At 38.1% G+C, this 20033-nt stretch carries 19 protein-coding genes and 1 other annotated feature; of the genes, 1 reads left to right on the top strand and 18 read right to left on the bottom strand.

The genetic code is table 11. From position 1 onward, the window contains the following. Nucleotides 1–20 precede the first annotated feature (20 nt). The 11 genes from mraY to ACZ47N_RS12685 form a co-directional block, all read right to left on the bottom strand. Nucleotides 21–983: a phospho-N-acetylmuramoyl-pentapeptide-transferase gene (gene mraY, locus ACZ47N_RS12735; RefSeq protein WP_464886925.1), complete on the bottom strand. Its 963-nt coding sequence runs from the start codon at nt 981–983 to the stop codon at nt 21–23. Then, nucleotides 984–2381, bottom strand: a complete 1398-nt coding sequence (locus ACZ47N_RS12730) for a UDP-N-acetylmuramoyl-tripeptide--D-alanyl-D-alanine ligase (RefSeq protein WP_464886924.1) — start codon at nt 2379–2381, stop codon at nt 984–986. It abuts the gene before it with no gap. Next, entirely contained in the window at nt 2378–3844 is a 1467-nt protein-coding gene (locus ACZ47N_RS12725; RefSeq protein ID WP_464886923.1) for a UDP-N-acetylmuramoyl-L-alanyl-D-glutamate--2,6-diaminopimelate ligase, read from the bottom strand. The genes ACZ47N_RS12730 and ACZ47N_RS12725 overlap by 4 nt, the downstream gene beginning before the upstream one ends. A 102-nt stretch (nt 3845–3946) precedes the next feature. Beyond that, the gene (locus tag ACZ47N_RS12720; protein WP_464886922.1) at nt 3947–6100 is read right to left on the bottom strand and encodes a penicillin-binding transpeptidase domain-containing protein; all 2154 of its coding nucleotides are present in this window, start codon (nt 6098–6100) and stop codon (nt 3947–3949) included. A 39-nt stretch (nt 6101–6139) separates the two neighbouring features. Further along, nucleotides 6140–6643, bottom strand: coding sequence for a septum formation initiator family protein (locus ACZ47N_RS12715; RefSeq protein WP_464886921.1), 504 nt, complete (start codon nt 6641–6643; stop codon nt 6140–6142). Between the two features lie 23 nt (nt 6644–6666). After that, complete coding sequence (gene rsmH / locus ACZ47N_RS12710; RefSeq protein ID WP_464886920.1) at nt 6667–7608, bottom strand: 16S rRNA (cytosine(1402)-N(4))-methyltransferase RsmH; 942 nt, start codon at nt 7606–7608, stop codon at nt 6667–6669. Nucleotides 7609–7637: 29 nt separating this feature from the next. Then, the gene (gene mraZ / locus ACZ47N_RS12705) at nt 7638–8069 is read right to left on the bottom strand and encodes a division/cell wall cluster transcriptional repressor MraZ (protein WP_464886919.1); all 432 of its coding nucleotides are present in this window, start codon (nt 8067–8069) and stop codon (nt 7638–7640) included. A gap of 259 nt (nt 8070–8328) precedes the next feature. Then, nucleotides 8329–9060 (bottom strand): prolipoprotein diacylglyceryl transferase, encoded by a 732-nt coding sequence (gene lgt / locus ACZ47N_RS12700; protein ID WP_464886918.1) that lies wholly within the window; start codon nt 9058–9060, stop codon nt 8329–8331. A gap of 125 nt (nt 9061–9185) precedes the next feature. After that, nucleotides 9186–9752, bottom strand: coding sequence for a phosphate propanoyltransferase (gene pduL, locus ACZ47N_RS12695; protein WP_464888442.1), 567 nt, complete (start codon nt 9750–9752; stop codon nt 9186–9188). A gap of 90 nt (nt 9753–9842) precedes the next feature. Then, complete coding sequence (hpt, locus tag ACZ47N_RS12690; RefSeq protein WP_464886917.1) at nt 9843–10370, bottom strand: hypoxanthine phosphoribosyltransferase; 528 nt, start codon at nt 10368–10370, stop codon at nt 9843–9845. 48 nt (nt 10371–10418) lie between these two features. After that, nucleotides 10419–10952: a cob(I)yrinic acid a,c-diamide adenosyltransferase gene (locus ACZ47N_RS12685; RefSeq protein ID WP_464886916.1), complete on the bottom strand. Its 534-nt coding sequence runs from the start codon at nt 10950–10952 to the stop codon at nt 10419–10421. A gap of 86 nt (nt 10953–11038) precedes the next feature. On the opposite strand from ACZ47N_RS12685, the gene ACZ47N_RS12680 reads away from it, so the two are divergent. Continuing rightward, complete coding sequence (locus ACZ47N_RS12680) at nt 11039–11668, top strand: NUDIX hydrolase (RefSeq protein ID WP_464886915.1); 630 nt, start codon at nt 11039–11041, stop codon at nt 11666–11668. Nucleotides 11669–11714: 46 nt separating this feature from the next. Here the strand turns inward: ACZ47N_RS12680 and ACZ47N_RS12675 are convergent, their stop codons facing one another. The 7 genes from ACZ47N_RS12675 to ACZ47N_RS12645 all read right to left on the bottom strand — a co-directional run bounded on the left by ACZ47N_RS12675 (nt 11715) and on the right by ACZ47N_RS12645 (nt 20007). Continuing rightward, entirely contained in the window at nt 11715–13094 is a 1380-nt protein-coding gene (locus ACZ47N_RS12675) for a pentapeptide repeat-containing protein (protein ID WP_464886914.1), read from the bottom strand. Next, the gene (locus ACZ47N_RS12670) at nt 13091–13441 is read right to left on the bottom strand and encodes a DUF134 domain-containing protein (RefSeq protein ID WP_464886913.1); all 351 of its coding nucleotides are present in this window, start codon (nt 13439–13441) and stop codon (nt 13091–13093) included. The genes ACZ47N_RS12675 and ACZ47N_RS12670 overlap by 4 nt, the downstream gene beginning before the upstream one ends. A 215-nt stretch (nt 13442–13656) precedes the next feature. Further along, nucleotides 13657–15465, bottom strand: a complete 1809-nt coding sequence (typA, locus tag ACZ47N_RS12665) for a translational GTPase TypA (RefSeq protein ID WP_464886912.1) — start codon at nt 15463–15465, stop codon at nt 13657–13659. 133 nt (nt 15466–15598) lie between these two features. Next, the gene (locus ACZ47N_RS12660) at nt 15599–16483 is read right to left on the bottom strand and encodes a dihydrodipicolinate synthase family protein (RefSeq protein ID WP_464886911.1); all 885 of its coding nucleotides are present in this window, start codon (nt 16481–16483) and stop codon (nt 15599–15601) included. A 156-nt stretch (nt 16484–16639) separates the two neighbouring features. Continuing rightward, entirely contained in the window at nt 16640–17161 is a 522-nt protein-coding gene (gene ilvN / locus ACZ47N_RS12655; RefSeq protein WP_464886910.1) for an acetolactate synthase small subunit, read from the bottom strand. After that, entirely contained in the window at nt 17158–18804 is a 1647-nt protein-coding gene (ilvB, locus tag ACZ47N_RS12650) for a biosynthetic-type acetolactate synthase large subunit (RefSeq protein ID WP_464886909.1), read from the bottom strand. The genes ilvN and ilvB overlap by 4 nt, the downstream gene beginning before the upstream one ends. A 70-nt stretch (nt 18805–18874) precedes the next feature. Continuing rightward, nucleotides 18875–19108: a binding site (T-box leader), on the bottom strand. A gap of 119 nt (nt 19109–19227) precedes the next feature. Further along, a complete protein-coding gene (locus ACZ47N_RS12645; RefSeq protein ID WP_464886908.1) occupies nt 19228–20007 on the bottom strand; it encodes a SurA N-terminal domain-containing protein in 780 nt (259 codons plus the stop codon). Nucleotides 20008–20033 lie beyond the last annotated feature (26 nt).

Here is a 20033-nt window from a genome sequence, read left to right as displayed (position 1 = left end):
TATCCATACCCTTCTCTTTATTACTGAATTCCAAGAATACCTACCAAACACAATATTACCGTAACGCCCCAAAAGACACTCACCACTCTTGTTTCTGACCATCCACCAAGTTCAAAATGATGATGTAATGGACTCATTCGAAACACCCGCTTTCCAGTTTTTTTAAAGGCAACGACCTGAATCATCACTGACAGGGTTTCAATGAAAAAAACCCCCCCTACAATGGGTAATAGTAGAGTTAGATTCGTTGTAACAGCTAGAGCTGCAATAGCGCCACCAAGGGCTAAAGAACCCGTATCCCCCATAAAAACTTTAGCAGGGTATATATTAAATATCAAAAACCCAAGACAAGCTCCAGAAATTGCACCAGCAAAATACCCTAGATCTCTATATCCCATATGCCATGCTACAAGACTAAAAAAACCTGCAACGATAACAGTCACACCAGATGCCAATCCATCTAATCCATCTGTTAAGTTTACACTGTTGACAGTACCAATGATCACAAACAATAAAAAAGGATACATCCATAACCCCATCGGAACAAATATGCGTACATATGGTATATATATATCGCTAGGAATAATTTCCCAACCCATAGCAAAATAAAGGAATAATAAAGAAACACCTATCTGTAGAAGCATTTTTTGATAAGCCCTCAGGCCAAGGGGTCTTTTTAGGACCACTTTTATATAATCATCCATAAACCCTATCATAGCAAACCCTATAAATGCAATGAATGTAGCCTGTAGTTCTTTAGTGGTTTCTGCTAAAACAATGACAGTTACAATGCTGGAAAGAATTATCATTAACCCTCCCATCGTAGGAGTGCCTTGTTTTATTAAATGTGTCTGTGGTCCGTCCTCTCGAATGCTCTGACCCGCTTTTATTCTTCTTAATAGAGGAATTATAATAGGTCCTATGATGGACACAAAAGCAAATCCAAGCAAAATTGAAAGCACCAACGCTCTTTGCAATACCAACTAATCTACTCCTCCCTCAAAGATGTTAATGATATTCTCTAAGGCCATTTTTCTTGATGCCTTTAATAATACCACATCTCCCTTTTGGATTAAATCACCAAGCACAGAAGCCGCTTCTATAGAATCAACGGTTTGTATAATTCTGCTTTTGTTCATCCCTAAGTTTCCCGCTTCTATGGCCGCCCAATCCGTTAAGTGGCCCACAGTTATTAATATGTCAATATCATGATCTACTATTACTTTACCAATGCTCCGGTGCGCTTCCTCAGCATAAGAACCCATCTCATACATATCTCCCAAAACCGCTATTTTCCGTTTCGCTGGATAGCGACTGATAAAATGGATTGCGGCTTTCATTGAATCAGGATTCGCATTATAAGCGTCGTTGATCACGTCAGCGCCTTTTAAACGACATATCTCCATTCGCATCTTTGTTGGCTTAAGCAATTTTAGCCCTGTTTGTATATCATCGCCGTCAAGTCCAAGAAACAATGCCAGCCTGATGACAAATAATGCATTGGTCACATTATGAATTCCAGGCTGTGACACCCAAAAAACTTCTTGATCCGTAAGATTTGTTTTGAATCTAAAGCCCTCATGACCTAAGTCCTCAATATCCATGGCATAACATGCAGATGTATGATTCCTCCCAACTGCTTCAACAACAAAAGAGTTCTTATGTGTTTTTCCCAAGAAATCAAGAAATTCATCATCATCGTTGATTAATAAAACGCCATCTTTTTTTAATCCATGGACAATTTCTTTTTTTGCTCGTGCGATATTCATACGACTTCCCAGTTTTTCGATATGAGCCATGCCTATATTCGTAATGACAGCATAGTCTGGACATGCAATTTTACTAAGCAAACTAATTTCGCCTGGTCCTGACATGCCCATTTCCAAAACAGCTACCTCATGCCGATCCTCAAGAGCCATTATGCTCAATGGTAATCCTATATGATTGTTATAATTGCCTTGATTCTTTAGAACTTTATACTTTGAGGAAAGCACGGATGCCAACATCTCTTTAGTAGTTGTCTTTCCGTTGCTTCCAGTAACCGCAATTATGGGGATATCATACTGTTTTCGGTAAGCAGATGCCATTTTTTCAAGGGCTTTCTGACAATCTTTGACAGCAATTCCTATCATCCCTTCAGGTATGCAATCAAAAGGAATCGTGTTCGGTTCAAAAAAACATGCTGTTGCACCTTGTTGAGCGGCATCTTTAATGAAATGATGACCATCCCAATACCTTCCCTTAAGGGGAATAAATAGGCTCCCTTTTCTGCATTTCCTAGAGTCAATAGTAATATGATTAATTTGACACTTTTCTGATGATGCTATCTTTAAAGTTCCTTCAGCATAATCAGCTATTTGATGAATAGACGTTTCTTTCATATAGCATTTTCCTCTCTAGCAACTTCTATAGCAACTTCATAGTCATTAAAATACTCAGTATTATTTTCGATCGTTTGGGTCGTTTCATGGCCTTTTCCTGCTATAAGAACAACATCTCCTTTTTCAGCTAAGGAAATAGCTTTACGGATAGCTTCTCTTCTATTTTCAATGATTTCATAGTCTCCTTGGGTAACCTTAATTCCTTCCTCTATCATGCGTAAAATATGATATGGATTTTCAGAGCGAGGATTATCCGATGTAAGGATGGTATAATCACTGAGTTTTCCAGATACGGCACCCATTTTGGATCTTTTACCACTATCCCTGTCTCCTCCACATCCAAAAACAGAGATCACTTTTTTTTCAGCAAACTGCCGAATTGCCTCTAGAACATTTTCTAAAGCATCTGTAGTGTGTGCATAGTCAACAATAACACCAAAAGCAGTAATCTCATTAATGCGTTGAAATCTCCCTGGAATTCCATTGGTCTTTTCAAGTGCTCTAACAAGGATCTCTTGCTCTATTCCCATAGAACGAGCCGCAGCAATGGTAGCCAATGCGTTGTATACACTGAACTTTCCTGGTATTGGAAAGCGAATACGATGATTCATTCCCATTCCAACGGCTGTAAACCTAACTCCTTTAAAGTCCATTGAAATATCTGTTGCCCTAAGGGTACACATAAGATTCATTCCATAAGTAATTACTGGCACTTCCAGTTTTTTAAGTTCTTGGATTAATCTAACTCCATATGGGTCATCTGCATTGATCACATTTGCTTTTTGTGTCATAGTAAACAACTTTTTTTTTGATTCATAATAATGTTCTATAGTTGGATGAAAATCCAAATGATCTTCTGTCAGATTCGTAAAAATCCCTACTTGAAACGTTGATTCACTCACTCGATGCAAGCTCAGGGAATGCGAAGATACTTCCATAACACAGGTATCGAGATCATCTTCTACCATGTTTTTCAAAAGACATTGAAAGTCCGGCGACTCAGGAGTAGTTCTTTCAGCAGGTATCTCTTTATTTCCTATCCAATTACTAATAGTTCCTATCAGACCTACTGATTGATACGCTTCTTCCAGTATTTCTTTTAAAAGATAGGTAATAGTTGTTTTTCCATTCGTTCCTGTTACACCTATTAAATCCATCTTATGTGATGGATTTCCATAAAATGTTGACGCCATCTTTGACATGGTTTCTCTTGCATCTTCTACTTTTATAATCGTGACATCCTTGTAGAAACCAACGGCTTTTTCTACAATTAATGTTTTCCCTCCATTGAGAATAGCTTCCTCAATAAATTCATGTCCATCTGCTTTAAAACCTGGAATGCAGACAAAAACCCCACCAGTAATGACTTTGCGAGAATCATAGGTGACGCTGGTAACTTCCGTATCACACTCATAGTGCAAGACTTCATGCTCAACTCCCTTTAACAACTCACTCAACTTCACTGTAATCCCCCCGTTGCGTTTGTATTTACTGTAATACAGATCGAACAAACAACTAATCTATTATAGTTTCTTTTAGATGATATTTCCAGCCTTTTGACTGATTTATTCTGGAGCAAATCGAACATTAATCAAAGAATCTGGCTCCAAAAGAGTACCTGGAGAAGGACTTTGTTCCACAGCAAGACCACTTCCTGTTATTTTTAATTGAAGATCTCTATTACTCACAATGGTGTTAACTTCTCTAATGGTTTTACCACGCAAGTCTGGCACTAGAACCAATCCAGTTGCCTCAGCCTCATACCCAGTATAGGTTATAATATGTGAAGTTTGAGGAACTGTCGTACCTGGCTTCGGAAATAAATCAATGATCACGGCTTCTTCTCCAAGAGCTGATTGTGTTTCCAGAACCATTTCAAGTGTATGTTCTTCCAATAATGCCTTCGCTTCCCGGACAGTCATATCTCTTATTTCAGGCACGATAACATCAATCCCTCTATCTTCTTCAGCCATTTCAGGTTTATAATCTAAATGCCTTAAGGTTTCTCGAAATATTTCACCAGCAACAGGGGATGCTACTTCTCCACCATAATATAAACCAGCGCTTGGTTCATCAATTAAAATAAGTAGGGCAATTTCTGGATCATCCACAGGATAAAAACCAAAAAAAGACGATACGTACTTTCCTGGAGCATATCGACCATCTATCACTTTTTGTGCCGTACCTGTTTTGCCACCAATTTGATACCCTGGAACATGAGCAGCTGAGTTTTCTGAAATAGCAAAATCAAGTATTTCTCTCATTTGTGCAGAAGTTCTCTCAGAAATGCTTTGCCTCACAATAGCTGGTTCAAAAGCCTCCTCCAACTCTCCGTCTACAGTTCTAACCCCTCTTACCAGCCGAGGTTCCAAAAGGTATCCACCGTTAATCGTTGCAACAGCAGACGTCATCATTCTAATAGGCGTTACAGAAATACCCTGACCAAAAGACATGGTAGCCATCTCAACAGGACCTGCTGCCGCTTCATTATAGATAAGAGAAGCAATTTCTCCTGGATAATCCACTCCTGTCACTTCATTGAATCCAAAGGAGTATAAATATTGATAAAATTTCTTTTTCCCTAGGCTTTGACCTAACTTAACAAAAACCGGATTATCTGAATTTCCAACGGCCTCTTTTAAAGTTTGATCTCCAAAAGGATTATACCACCGCCAAGACCGAATAGTGGTCCCACTTACTTCAATCGTTCCACTAGAATAAAAATTCGTTTCTGGTGTTGCAATGTTTTCCTCTAAACTTGCGGCTGTGGTAATCACTTTGAAAACAGAGCCTGGTTCATATATTTCTTGAAAAACTGGATTCCGCCACATTTCAAACCAATACTCTAACTGTTCTTCAGATTGTAAAGAATCCATTTTTTCCCGCTCTTCATCCTTCAAAGGAACTCTTGGGTTGTTAGGATCGTAGTCAGGCTTTGCTGCCATAGACAATATCTCTCCTGTATTTACATCCATCATTAATGCAACGACCCTTTTTGCCTTATTCTTTTCCAGTGCCTTAGAAACTGCTCTTTCTGTATAGTGCTGGATCACTTCATCCACTGTCAGAATTAGATCCACACCATCCGACGGTGGATAGTGAGTCTCCATATAAAAAGGAAGCTGCCGTCTAGCGCCATCCAAATGAAGTATTGATCTACCAGCGCTTCCCGAAAGTTCTTTTTCGTACCGCTGTTCTATTCCAGCAATACCCCTCCCATCATCCGTTGTATGACCTAAGACATAAGCCGCAAAATTTCCATAAGGATAATTTCGTTCATTGTCTTCCACAAACCAGACGCCTCTTATGCTATGCTCTCTAATTTCTTGAGCAATATCATCGTTCACTCTTCTTGCAATACTTACCAAAGTCGTATCTTCCTGAGACAGCCTATTAGAAAGAAACTCTGTTTCCATCTCTAGAATATCCGATAGAATTTCCGCTACTTCTTCAGGATTATCGATGAGCATAGGATTCGCCCATATTCTGTTTTTAACCGTTGTTAACGCTAATTCTTTTCCATTTCTATCGTATAAAGCTCCCCTTTTAGAGGGCACAACAAAATCACTGGTATGTTGTCTATTCGCCATAGATTGATAACGCTCTCCTTCAACAATTTGGAGCCAACCAAGTCTACATATTAGGACAAACATTGCCAGTGACAGCAAAGTATGTAATAAAAAAATTCTTTTTCTACATCCGTTAATTGAATACTTCATTCATACGCACCTCCTGCCACATTATACCACTATCGAACGCTAGATGCGCAATATGCCAGCAAATTTGTGAATGATTCTTTCAATTGATTGGGGTAAACTCTGTTCCTTCGATTCAGGTTCTTCCTTGTTTCTTTGGACTCGTTGTGATATTTGATTCACTTTTTCTGAATCTACACTAATATAAATCAACTGGTCTTTGTCAGGATATTTCATAGAAAGTCTTTCTTTGGCCTCTTCTTCAATCCACTCTAGTTTTGAAGATTTTTCTATCTCTACTAATAACTGCTCTTTTTGATTTTGTAATCGTTCCACCTTTTTATCTAAGGATGAAACTTCATGACGAGTACCAGTAATATCTGCAAATCGACCAACTAAAAATATATTCAACGCAAGAACGCCACACAAGCAAACCATCAGAGTCAACATCTCAAGGACGTATTTTTTCTTTGCAACTTTTTTAGTTTTAACCCGTTGTTTCCTTCTGGGTTTTCGAACTGGTACTTCAGATGGTCTTTCTTGTGGCAAACGTTCTGCAGCATGCATTTATTTCACTCCTTTCGGAATTGTTATAATCTTTCAGCCACCCTTAGCTTAGCGCTTCTTGATCTAGGATTGCCTTCGAGTTCACTTTTTCCTGGAATAATAGGCTTTCTAGTGATTATTTTTATTAAGGACTCTTCTTCACAGCGACACTCTGGAAATTCATCTGGACACACACAGTCATTTTGAAATTCTTTAAAAGACTGCTTCACTAATCTATCTTCAAGAGAATGAAAGGAAATAACACATAAGCGACCTCCAGGTTTTAGGTGTTTCACCGCAATTCCCAAGGTTTTTTCAATCTGCTGCAATTCTTGATTTACTTCCATTCGTATGGCTTGGAATGTTCTTTTAGCAGGATGCGGACCTTCTCTTCTTGCCTTGGCAGGAATTGCATTCTTGATAGTCTCTACTAATTCAAAACTATCTTCAATTGGTTTTGCCTTCCTTTTATGAGTAATAAAGGATGCAATTCTTTTAGCCCATTTTTCTTCACCATATTCTTTTATAATCCGATACAACTCTTCCTCTGAGTAATCATTAACGATGTCTTTGGCTGTTAGTAACTGACGTTTATCCATTCGCATATCGAGGGGGGCGTCCTGCATATAAGAAAATCCTCTTTCGCTCTCATCTAGTTGAAAAGAAGAAACCCCTAAATCCAGTAAGATACCGTCTACCAATGGAATTGACAGGTTTCTTAATACTTCGTTTAAATTTGAAAATTCTTCTCTAACAAGCTCATAGCGACAACTTAACGATAATTGATCGAGGTGTTTTTTTGCTTCGTATATAGCTGTATCGTCGCGATCAATTCCTATTACCACTCCTTCACGACTAAGCTTCTTGGCTATTTCGCCTGTGTGTCCTCCACCACCAAGAGTGCCATCTACATAAACACAGGAAGGAGATACGTTTAAATACTCCAAACATTCTGATAGTAGAACTGATTCGTGATGCCTGTTCACAACCATCATCCTTTCTAATTTCCGACTCTCTATATCCCAAGTTCCTGCATTTTACATGCTATTTCATCATAGCTAAGATTATCGTCACTATTATATTCATTCCAAACTTTTTGACTCCAGATCTCTACTCGTGTTCCTACTCCGATAACCATTACTTCTTTTATAAGGTCAGCATGCTCTCTAAGGTTTACTGGAATTCGGATTCTCCCTTGGGTATCTAGTTCACATTCTGTCGCACCTGAAAAAAAGAATCTAACGAAGGCTCTGGCATTTTTATTCGTCAAGGGGAGTTGTTTCAACTTCCCTTCCAATATACTCCATTCATGAATTGGATACACAAAAAGAGACTGATCCAACCCTTTGGTAGCAATGAATCGATCACCCAACTCATCTCTAAAGCGTACCGGTATACTGAGGCGCCCTTTTGTATCAATCGTATGGGAATATTCTCCAATAAACATAGGCAATGCCCTCTTTCCTAAATGTCATGGATTTTTTTTCCACTTTATACCACTTTATACCACTTTGGCTAATTATTCAACCGGTACAAGTTTTCTTTCTGGGTAAAATAGATCTTTCTTCCTTTTAAAAGAAGATTTTGAGTCTAAAAGCCTACAAATCCTTGTTCCGCCGAAACGTTAGTTCTTTTACTTGCGCGAAAAAAACTGCCTCCCTTTATAGAGAAGCAGTTGATCACCTTTAATTCTATTCTTTTTATTACTATTCTTGATTGTTCATCCGAAATCCTTTGATTAGAACAACCCCTCCAATAATCATTACTATTGATACGATCTGTGCAGTTCTAAAGGGGCCTACCATTAAGCTGTCCGTTCTTAAACCCTCAATAAAAAATCTCCCTACTGAGTAAAGGATAAGATACAGAAAAAAAACTTCCCCATTCACTTTCTTTTTCGGCGTATAATACAACAAAAAAAACATGACAAGTATATTCCAGATGGACTCATACAAAAAAGTAGGATGAACTTGCATTTCATTAATGGTTATAGCCCACGGTAGATTCGTTTCTCTTCCATAGGCTTCCTGATTAAAATAATTTCCCCATCTTCCAATAGCTTGGCCCAGAATAAAACTAGGAGCAACAATATCTGCCATATTCCAGAAGGGCAAGTCTTTTTTTCTGCAAACCAAATAACCTACCAGAAATCCTAGAATAATTCCTCCATGAATCGCTAAACCACCTTCACGAAACCGTATCATGCGAACTGGATCTTGAATGTAATAACTCCAATTAAAGAGAATGTAGTATATCCTTGCTCCTAACACACCAAAAGGAATTGCCCAAACAGCTATATCAAATATCGCTTCTTCTCCATAGCCTTCATTCATTGCTCTCTTTTGAGCTAATAAAATACCAAATAGCATCCCGGTTGCCACTAGCAATCCGTACCAGGCCACTTCTACGCCAAATATTGTAAATGCAATGTGATCCAATTCGACCCCTCCATTCCAACCATTTCTTTTAGCCATTTTGCCTATATGCTCATTGCGAAAAAAAGAAAGCCGCAATCAATCCATCAGATCGACACGACTTTACAACGCTATATACCTTTGCATCCTTACTTAATAATCTCTACCATTTGGTTGTTTACAACTCCAGCCCCATTGCCTTCTTCCACATCCACATGCATCTCCAAGGCGTAATTTGGATTAACTCGAACTAATACATTTTCAAAAACCACACTTCTTTCTCCCCCTGTACGCACTTTCACCGTGTCCTTGTCTTTAAGATTCAGCTTATTCGCATCCTCAGGTGTCATATGAATATGTCTTGCCGCCGCGATTACGCCTTCCTCCAAGGAAACTTCACCCTTGGGTCCTATTATTTTAACCCCTGGTGATCCAGTTAAATCTCCAGAATCTCTAACAGGCGGTTTTACACCTAAGGCAAAACTATCCGCGTAGGATATCTCTATCTGTGTTTTACTCCGAGCTGGACCTAAAACTCGAACGCCCTTGATAGTTCCTTTCGGACCTACAATATCCACTTTTTCCTCCGCCGCAAATTGTCCTGGTTGTTTTAAATCTTTTATTTTTGATAATTCATACCCTTTCCCAAACAACTTTTCCAAGTCCTCTTGACTTAAGTGCAGATGCCTATTCGATAGTGCAATTGGCACTTCCAACAACATACCATAACCTCCTTTAAATATTCAGACAAATCATTAACAAATCCATTATAAGCATCCTTATAAAAAAAATCAAGTTTAGCTAAATCACTCTTCAATAGTCGCAATATACGGAAGATTCCTATGCATTTCTGCATAATCAATTCCATAACCAACAATAAATCGATCAGGAATTTCAAATCCAACATAATCAATGGTTAAATTGCATTTTCGCCTAGATGGTTTATCCAGCAAAGTACAAATTTTAAGAGAATTGGCATCTCTCCTCTTTAAAATATCTGTCAAATATTGAAGTGTTAAGCCAGTATCAACAATATCTTCTACAATCAACACATGTTTTCCTTCAATATCCACATCCAAATCCTTCAGTATTTTTACAACTCCCGAACTCTCTGTGGAAGCACCATAGCTAGAAACCGCAATAAAATCAATTGCTAGTGATAGTTTAATTTCTCTAATAAGATCGCTCATAAAAATATTAGCACCCTTAAGAACACCTACTACCAAAATATCCTCCAACCCATGGTAATCGCCTTCGATTTGTTTCGCCAATTCCTTCACTCTGTCTTCAATCTGTTTTTGGCTATACAATACTCCATCAATCTGTTTTTCCATCATTAATCTCCTCTCACTCTGTCACAGTTGTACCCTTAGGGTTACATTTTATTGGTCTTTAAATACAACATAATTCAATTCAGTTTCCATATATCTAGCTAGTGCATATAAGACATCCGAAAGTCTATTCACGTATTTTATAAGAAGATCATTCACTTTTTCTTCTTGACTAAGCATCAGAATCCTTCTTTCCCCTCGTCGGCACACGGTTCTAGCAATATGCAACGATGCTGCAGCCTTATTGCTTCCCGGTATAATAAATGCATCCATTTTATCAATTTTTTCTAAATAAGCATCAATAATTTTTTCAAGTTCATCAATATGAGACTGCTCAATTTTCTCAGGAAAATCATCTCTATTTGTAGTGGCCAATTCTCCTGCCACATCAAACAATTCCCGCTGGATTTGCTTTAAAATCGAATCTATCTCTTGATCTTCTGAAAAATGCCTAGCAAAACCAAGATGACTATTGAGTTCATCAATCGTTCCATAGCTTTCAACCCGTATGTTATCTTTTCGAACTCGCTTACCATCATAAAGACTGGTTTCTCCTTTGTCGCCAGTTTTTGTGTAGATTTTCATTATATAATCCTCCTAACTATTACACCATTTCATTTTTATATGGATAGTGTTATGATAAATATAAATTCTAAAAAAGAGGTGTTTCCATGAATTATCAAGATATTTCCAATGCTTTGATGAAAAGTCAAGCTAAAGGGTATGATCACAACCCTATGTTTGCCGTACTGCTCCCTCTTATATTCATCAAAGACCAGTTACATATTCTATTTGAAGTACGCTCTTATGACTTAGAAAGCCAGCCTGGCGAAGTTTGTTTTCCCGGAGGAAAGATGGAGCATTCTGAACACCCTTCCAACACAGCACTACGCGAGACTATGGAAGAACTTAATTTGTCTCAACACCAAATTAAAATCATCGGCGAACTCCCACCTTACACAACACCTTTTCAATTCGCCATTTTTCCATATTGCGGAGTACTTCAGAACCTTCGTTTTAGTGATATACAATATGCTACCGATGAAGTGGATTCACTTTTCACAGTCCCATTATCCTATCTCATGTCACAAAAGCCAGAAGAGTATACATTAACTTTTGATATGAAAATGGATTCCCAATTTCCCTATCACTTGATTCCAAATGGGGAAAAGTATGGTTGGAGAACCGGAACCTACAAAGTTCTTTTTTATTATTATAAAAACTATGTGATTTGGGGCATGACAGCAAAAATGCTTCATTTTTTTCTTCAGAGTTTACATAACCACGACGAGTCTAGTTGATGGCCTTAGTCTTTTTCATCTTACAGGAGAAGAGAGATCATATCGATCAATCAAGAGCCGAAAAATCAGAATAACTCATATCATACCCCTCGAAATCCACTCTATTCAAATCTATGCTACGTGGATAAACAATGCCCCGCATAGACTTTTTTACCCTCAAATATTTTTTTAAACCTTCTTGCCCAATCATTCTTTGCCAAGAAAGGCCTGTAGCACCAGAAAAGTCGCTTCCACCAATCTCTCTTCCTGTAAAATCAGCGTTTGATAAATCGATGCCCTCAGGATAAATGATTCCTCTCAAATCTTTTCCTGCCCCTTGAAGATGTTCCCATTTTAGACCTTTCACCCTGCTGAAATCCGAAAATCTTAGGTCAATGCCAGTAAAATCAGCATTTTCTATATCGAAATCTTCTGGATATACAATTCCCGCTAGATATCTAGCGTCTTTTATATGATCCCATTTCAATCCTTTTAAATTGCTAAAATTATTTCCACTAAAGTTCTTTCCTGCAGCATCCATGGTTTCAGGATTGAAAGTATCTGGAAATAGGATCCCACTGGCATCTTCTGCCCACTGAATATCTTCCCATTTCAGTTGCTTTACTTGACTAAAATCACTCCGACTAATGTCTTTTCCGTCAAACTCAGCCTTTTCTACATCAAAGTTCCGAGGATAGATAATACCACTATGCTCTGCTGCTTCTTTGATTTGATCCCATTCTAATTGCCGAACTCTACTGAAGTCAGAATTCGTAAGATTTCTAGGCTTCCCCATAATATCTTCATTGAAATCTGCATTCTCAATATCAAAATTCGCTGGATATATAACACCGAATAAAAATTCAGTTCTTTCTATTTGCGACCACTTCAGCATAATAGAGCGACTAAAATCACTTCCACTAATGTTTTTATCGTTAAAATCCGCCTTTTCCATATCAAAGGTTTTAGGATATACTAGATCTGTAAGACCCCATACAGTAAGGAGATTTTTCCATTTTATGGTTTTAACACGTTCAAAGTTGCTACCAGCGATATATCTCCCATCCCAATTTAAATTTTCCACCACAAAACATTCAGGGTAAACAATACCCCAAATTTCCGAAGCATTCCTTAACATCTCCCAATCCAATTGATTTACTCTACTGAAATCAGTTTTGGATATATCTTTTTTCGAAAAATCAGCATTTTCTATATCAAAACTCTCAGGATAGATCATTCCACCAATATTTTCAGCTTTTTTAAGATGTTTCCATCTCAAAGACTTCACACGACTAAAATCACTTCCATTCAAATACATTTCATAAGAACTCCGCCCAAGATGCTTTCCAGCAAAATCAATACTTTCTGGATCAAAGCTCTCTGGATAAACAACCCCAAAAATTTTAGATGCCTTCATTAAGTTACTCCAGTTAATTCCAGGTTTCATGATTCATCGTCCTGCTTATCTTGAGGGAAACAATAGCCTTTTCCCGTATAATCATTACAAACTTCATACTCTCCACCTTCAATACGAATGACATGACCATGCACCAAGCTATAGGCAATTTTTTTTCTCGCATCATTGTAAATCCGTTGAAAAGTTGAACGCGCAACCGCCATGACCTCCGAACTCATTTCTTGTCCTAAATTTTCATAATCCATCAACCGTATGCTTTCAAATTCTTCAATACTCATCGCTACACTATCTAAAGTTTCTATTTCCTGATTTAAAGGTCCATACTCTTTCACCGTAGGAATAAAGCAGACAGTACGTTTTTTTTTTGGTCTAGCCATTACTTCCCCTCCTTATAAAAGTTCTATTTTCTTAGTATATCCAATATCTTAGATCGGAGTCAATTAAATGTAAAAATACTTTTCTATTTCATCCTGAAAGTTCTATCCTGCACCTCATTTTCCTTATTTACAAGAAGAAGACACTTGAATTCCCTAGGAAATCCATTCATTTAAAATCAAAAAACCGGCCTTAAGCGCCGGTTTTTTGCTAGCTTTTATCGTCTCTGACTTCTCTCTCGTTGAACCTTATTCAATATTTTTTTTCTCAACCGAATATTTTGAGGTGTAATTTCTACTAATTCATCGTCTGTTATAAATTCCAAGGCCTGTTCCAGAGACATTTCAACAGGCGGCACCAGTTTTAAAGAATCATCCGCACCAGAAGATCTAATGTTTGTCATCTGTTTCCTCTTACATACATTAACCGTAATATCTTCTAAACGCGAACTTTCACCAACTACCATACCTTCGTATACATCCATGCCTGGTTCGATAAAAATTTGCCCTCTGTCTTGAGCATTGAAAATACCATACGCTACCGCTTGCCCAGTTTCATGAGCAATCAGAGACCCACGATTCCTTCCTCTTATTTCGCCTTTATGCGCTTCATATCCATCAAACAAGTGATGAAAGGTGCCATATCCTTTTGTATCCGTCAAAAACTCTGATCGATACCCTATCAATCCACGCGCTGGGATTTTAAATTCTAATTTAGTCGTCCCAGTTCCCGATGGAATCATATTTATCATTTCTGCTTTTCGCTGGCCCAACTTTTCAATTACACTGCTCATATGTGCCTCAGGTACGTCAACATACAACATCTCTACAGGCTCCATTAATCCTTGCTCTGTTCTTTTCATAATTACCTCAGGTCTAGATACAGCAAATTCATAGCCTTCTCTTCGCATGGTTTCAATCAATATAGATATATGAAGCTCACCACGTCCAAGTATTTTAAAACACTCAGTAGTAACCGATTCTAGTTTCATCGCTACATTAGAGAGCATTTCCCGCTCAAGTCTATCTTTCAAATGACGGCTAGTAACAAATTTTCCTTCTTTGCCAGCAAAAGGACTATCATTTACCATGAAATTCATAGATATAGTAGGTTCATCAATAGCAATAAACGGCAGCGGCTCCACTTTGTCAAGGGAACAAATCGTATCCCCGATACTAATAGCCTCAATCCCCGATACCGATACAATTTCTCCAACAGACACTGTATCTGTTTCCATACGTCTTAATCCCTGAAACGTATATAAATTACTAATCTTTACATTGATTTCAGAGCCTTCTGTTGTTGCAAGAATTGCTTGTTGTCCTTTTGTCAAAGTCCCACGCACTACTCGTCCTATTCCTATTTTTCCAGTATATCGGTCATAATCAATGTTTGAAATCAGTAGCTGAAGCCCATCTTTCTCTTCTCCCTCCGGGCAAGGAATCTCTCTCACAATCGCTTCAAAAAGCGGTTTCATACTTGTACCTTCTTCTTCCATTGAGTCTGTAGCAATCCCTGCCTTTGCAGATGCGTATACGACAGGGAATTCCAATTGATCTTCATCAGCGCCTAATTCAATAAACAAATCTAATACTTCATCGACTACTTCTTCCACTCTGGCTTCTGGTCGATCTATTTTATTAATCACAACAATAGGTTTTAATTTTTGTGCTAATGCTTTTTTAAGAACAAATCGAGTTTGGGGCATTGGTCCCTCCGCTGCATCTACAAGCAAAAGCACTCCATCCACCATCTTCATAATTCTTTCTACTTCCCCTCCAAAATCAGCATGACCTGGAGTGTCCACAATGTTAATACGTATGTCATGATACTGAATAGAAGTGTTTTTCGAAAGAATCGTAATGCCTCTTTCTCGTTCAATATCGCTAGAGTCCATGACACGTTCGTCGACATTTTCATGCTTTTGGAAGGTACCGCTTTGACGAAGCATCTGATCAACTAATGTTGTTTTACCATGGTCAACGTGTGCTATAATAGCTACGTTTCGCAAATCGTTTCTAAGCATAAATCGTTTCCTTCTTTCTTTTTATCCGAATTTCGTTTCATCCAATTCATAGGACATTTCATTATATCATAAAAAGCCTGCTAAAAGCAGACTTTTTATCAAATACTATTTTTCCTTAGAAACTGTGGCTTCTCTATGCAATTGCTCCTGCTTCTAGGAGTGCGTTTTTTACTAATTCTTTCTGTGACTCCGTCAGTGGCTGCATTGGTTTTCTTGGATTCCCTCCCTGATACCCCATTAAGGTCATTGCATATTTTAAGGCTGGAACACCAATTCCCGAAGTCACTAATGTATTGATTCGAATTAATTTAAGCTGTTGCTCTCGAGCTTTAATAAACTCACCCGCATCAACAAGCTGTTGTATCCGACAGCATTCGTCAGCCATGACATTACCGAGCGCCAAGGTAGCCCCCTTAGCTCCTACAGTAAGGGATGGTAATAAATAACTTGCACTTCCAGCAAAAACAGAAAAATCATTTCCAGTACCCCAGATAATTTGAGACAACTGCACAATATTACCAGCAGTATCTTTAATACCAACTATGTTGGGATGGTGCGACAATTTTATCACTAAAGATGCAGGCATATTTATCCCTGTATTTCCAGGCATATTATATAACATGATAGGGATTGGAGAAAATTCTGCTACATCAAAAAAATATTGGTAGAGTGCTTCCTCAGTCATACTCCCTTTATAATAGTGTGGTGGCAGTATTAATAGCGCCGCTGGTTCAAAAGGTTGTATTTTTTCAATAAATTTCTTCGTTTGATAAAGAGATTCATGACTAGCCCCCACAATTATTTTTTGATGTTCTGGCTTTTCCTTTAATACAAACGTACAAACGTCCAATTTTTCCCTTTCCATCAAGTAGGAGAATTCTCCGTTAGATCCAAGTACCACCAGTCCTGCTAATGAAGATTTTCCCAATTTTACTAAATTTGCCTGTAATTTTTGATAATCAATCTGTTCCTTTTCATCAAATGGAGTGACAATCGGTGTGAATATCCCTTTAAACATGTAATTCCTCCTCTGTTTAACCCCTACATTCAACATCCCCTTTGATCTTTCTTATCAGTATCATACCATCTTTTTTTCTTTTTATGAACCTATTTTCAACTGTACTTTAGAAATATCAAAAGCTCTTCAGTGCCAAAGGACTCTGAAGAGTTTTTTTTATTCGTAATGATTAACTTTCTTTTGGATTTGCTCAATATTAATGGATTTTGAACCTCGATCGATTGCAATCATCCCCGTTCTTACAACTTCTTTAATCCCAAAATCTCTAAGCATTTCAATTAAAGCCCCTACTTTCTTCACATCACCAGTTGCCTCCACCGTAACGGAAGATTTAGTAATATCAACTATTTTTTGTCTAAATATATTGACTATTTCAACAATCTCATTTCGAGTAATCGGTGTTGCATGAACTTTAATTAGAATCAACTCTCTAGCTACTGAATCTTCGTCGATATTAGAAACTTTTATAACATCAATCAATTTATTTAATTGCTTTGATAACTGTTCTACCACATATTCATCACCCGTAAGTGTTATTGTAATACGAGATATAGCGGAGTTTTCCGTTTCTCCAACTGCAAGGCTGTCAATATTGAACCCCCTTCTGCTGAACAAACCAGCTACTTTAGATAATACTCCAGGTCTATTTTCCACAAGAATAGCTAAGACATGCTTCATCTTAAGTAACCTCCTTTTACAGGTATTACATTCGCTTTATTGCATATTTGAAATTCCAGTAATGACGAACTGTCTTCTTCCAATAACGCCTTAATGGCCTCTGGTATGTCTTGAACTTCCGTTATTCTTTTAGATTTAAACCCGTAAGCTTCTGCTAGTTTACAAAAATCAGGATTCCCTTTCATCGTCACCTGATTATATCGTTCCTCACAATAATGCTGTTGAAGCTCACGCACCATCCCAAGGCAATTGTTATTCAGTACAATAATCTTCATTTTCAACCCTTCCTGAACCGATGTGGCCATCTCAGTCAAATTCATCTGAAAACTTCCGTCTCCTGTAACTAAAACTACCTCATGATCAGGTTTTCCTAACTTAGCCCCTATAGCAGCCGGCAATCCATATCCCATGGTTCCTAGACCTCCAGAAGTAAGAAAAGTCCTGGGCATTTCAAAGTCATAGTATCTCCCTACCCATAACTGATGCTGTCCAACATCCGTCGCAATAATGGTCTTAATTTCTGTCTGATCTGATAAATTTTTAATAATTTCCATCGGATTTAGTTTTTTCAGATTATCACCCACCCCCTGATAAATTTCTTTCCACTCTTCAATACAACTTCGCCACAATGGATTTTTTTTTCGAAAATCTTTTTGCAAAATATCCTTCAAAACTTGTTTTAATTCACCAACAATAGGTATATCAATTAAAATATTCTTGCCGATTTCTGCTGGATCCACATCTATATGAATGACTTTAGCTCTCTTCGCAAATTCATCCACTTTCCCCGTTGAACGGTCTGCCATTCTCGCTCCCATAACAATTAATAGATCTGCTTCTTCCAGTGCTTTTTTTGCTGGATACACGCCATGATCCCCCCCCAGCATTCCTAATGATAGAGAGTGACTTGATGGAAATGAGCTAATTCCCATCATGGTCGTAGCAACTGGTGCATCAATACGTTCAGCCAACCTCACTATTTCCTCAGATGCATTTCCCATAACACCACCACCACCAACAACGATCATAGGCTTATCACTAGTCATCATTGCTTCAACAGATTTTTTAATTTGTTTAGGATGCCCCTTATAGGTTGGCTTATATCCCAGCAAATTAGCTTTTTCTGGGTATTCAAAGTTCACCAGTGCCTTTTGTACATCTTTGGGTATGTCTATTAAAACTGGGCCAGGCCTCCCCGTATTAGCTATATGAAATGCTTCTTTTAATACTCTAGGTAAATCTTTAACCTGTTTAACCAGGTAATTGTTTTTCGTGAAAGGATCTGTTGCCCCAGTTATATCAACTTCTTGAAAAACATCATGTCCAATGACATCCGTCGCAACCTGACCAGTAATTGCCACCATAGGGATTGAGTCCATATATGCAGTAGCAATCCCTGTAATCAGATTCGTCGCTCCTGGTCCGGAAGTTGAAACACACACACCAACTTTCCCAGTAGCACGACTATATCCACTAGCCGCATGAGCTGCGCCTTGTTCATTTCTAACTAAAACATGTTTCACTTTGGATGTAATGAGCGCATCGTAAACAGGCAAAATTGCACCTCCTGGATACCCAAAAATAAATTCAACCCCTTCTTTTTCAAGTGTTTTTACCACAACTTCTGCACCAGTTATTCTCATCTCATACCCTCCTTTAGATGTAGATCCAGCAATATTGATATTTCTCAACAAAAACAGCCCTTCATCCGTTGTTCAGGACGAAAGGCTGCTTCGTGGTACCACCTGTATTTATTCATGCTTCGCAGCATAAAACTCAGTGAGTTCTTAACTCTGGTTTATTAACGTAAACCAACCGGCAGTCCTACTAGTTGTTTCAGATCTGCACCTCCGGAGCGAGCTTATTATTGATTTGTCTGCCGATTCCCACCATCCATCGACTCTCTGAAAGATACCAATCAACTTTTATCTCCATCATTAGTTTATATTGAATTGTCTAAATATTAAAATTAATTAACCAATACGATAACATTTTTATCCTCCGTTGTCAACACTTAAACCGCAAAAAAGACCCCTCTTTTACAGGGGCCTTAGAATTATGTTCCTTTATATTAGGATTTCAATATCGTATTCTTCCATCAAATCATCTACCATGGCCATTTGATGTTCCTGCTGTTTTTCCATCATCAATTGTTGACGAAGCTCTTCTTTCATTTCTTCATATGGCGGTAATTCCATCATGGCCATTTCTTCTTCAGACATTTCCTGTCCTTCCTGTTCCATGGCTTCCATCTGAGCTTTATGCTGCTGTTCATACATCGCATAGTATTCTCGCAGTTCATCATCTTCTACAGCTACTTCAGGAAGGTTCTGCTCCATAAAAGCTTCAACTGTTAATTCTACCGTCACCATATTTTCAAACTCTTCTTCAGAAAAATGATTCATCTCTAGAGCTTCTCTGTATTGTTCTTCTGTTTCAAACTGACTTTTCACCGTTTCGATTTCATCAGCTATTTGATCCTCTGTCACTTGAATTCCTTGATCCCGTGCCTCTTGAAAAATCACTTCTTGTTCGATCAGTTGCTGCATTAATTGCTCTTTCATTTGATCCTTCATAGCATCGCCTTCTTCGCCTTCCAACACCATTCCCTGCTGCTCATTCATAGCCATAGATCGCTCTAAATGACGTTGAAAAAAACCTTCATCAATACTCTCTCCATTAATCAAGGCAACAGGCTCTCCTGTTTCTTGAACCGCGGATTCTTGATTCTCGTTTTCTAATCCTATTTCTTCATTTTCCGGATCTTCAGCTGGCCCTCCACATGCCGCTAGTATGGCGGTCAATACTAGAATAACCACAAAAATATTCTTCTTACGTAAATGCACATTAAAACCCCTTTCAAATTTGTCTT

This window comes from Tindallia texcoconensis (genome assembly GCF_055383815.1).
Note: the sequence above shows the minus strand (reverse complement) of the source record. Positions and strands in the feature narration are given on the sequence as shown.

Excerpts from the sequence above, each read along its gene's own strand:
- ACZ47N_RS12730 (WP_464886924.1), bottom strand. The coding sequence starts at position 2,381 with ATGAAAGAAACGTCTATTCATCAAATAGCTGATTATGCTGAAGGAACT.
- ACZ47N_RS12660 (WP_464886911.1), bottom strand. The coding sequence starts at position 16,483 with ATGTTTAAAGGGATATTCACACCGATTGTCACTCCATTTGATGAAAAG.
- typA (WP_464886912.1), bottom strand. The coding sequence starts at position 15,465 with ATGCTTAGAAACGATTTGCGAAACGTAGCTATTATAGCACACGTTGAC.
- ACZ47N_RS12685 (WP_464886916.1), bottom strand. The coding sequence starts at position 10,952 with ATGAAAATCTACACAAAAACTGGCGACAAAGGAGAAACCAGTCTTTAT.
- ilvN (WP_464886910.1), bottom strand. The coding sequence starts at position 17,161 with ATGAAGCATGTCTTAGCTATTCTTGTGGAAAATAGACCTGGAGTATTA.
- ACZ47N_RS12675 (WP_464886914.1), bottom strand. The coding sequence starts at position 13,094 with ATGAAACCTGGAATTAACTGGAGTAACTTAATGAAGGCATCTAAAATT.
- ACZ47N_RS12720 (WP_464886922.1), bottom strand. The coding sequence starts at position 6,100 with ATGAAGTATTCAATTAACGGATGTAGAAAAAGAATTTTTTTATTACAT.
- ACZ47N_RS12670 (WP_464886913.1), bottom strand. The coding sequence starts at position 13,441 with ATGGCTAGACCAAAAAAAAAACGTACTGTCTGCTTTATTCCTACGGTG.
- hpt (WP_464886917.1), bottom strand. The coding sequence starts at position 10,370 with ATGGAAAAACAGATTGATGGAGTATTGTATAGCCAAAAACAGATTGAA.
- ACZ47N_RS12680 (WP_464886915.1), top strand. The coding sequence starts at position 11,039 with ATGAATTATCAAGATATTTCCAATGCTTTGATGAAAAGTCAAGCTAAA.
- ACZ47N_RS12715 (WP_464886921.1), bottom strand. The coding sequence starts at position 6,643 with ATGCATGCTGCAGAACGTTTGCCACAAGAAAGACCATCTGAAGTACCA.
- ilvB (WP_464886909.1), bottom strand. The coding sequence starts at position 18,804 with ATGAGAATAACTGGTGCAGAAGTTGTGGTAAAAACACTTGAAAAAGAA.
- mraZ (WP_464886919.1), bottom strand. The coding sequence starts at position 8,069 with ATGTTTATTGGAGAATATTCCCATACGATTGATACAAAAGGGCGCCTC.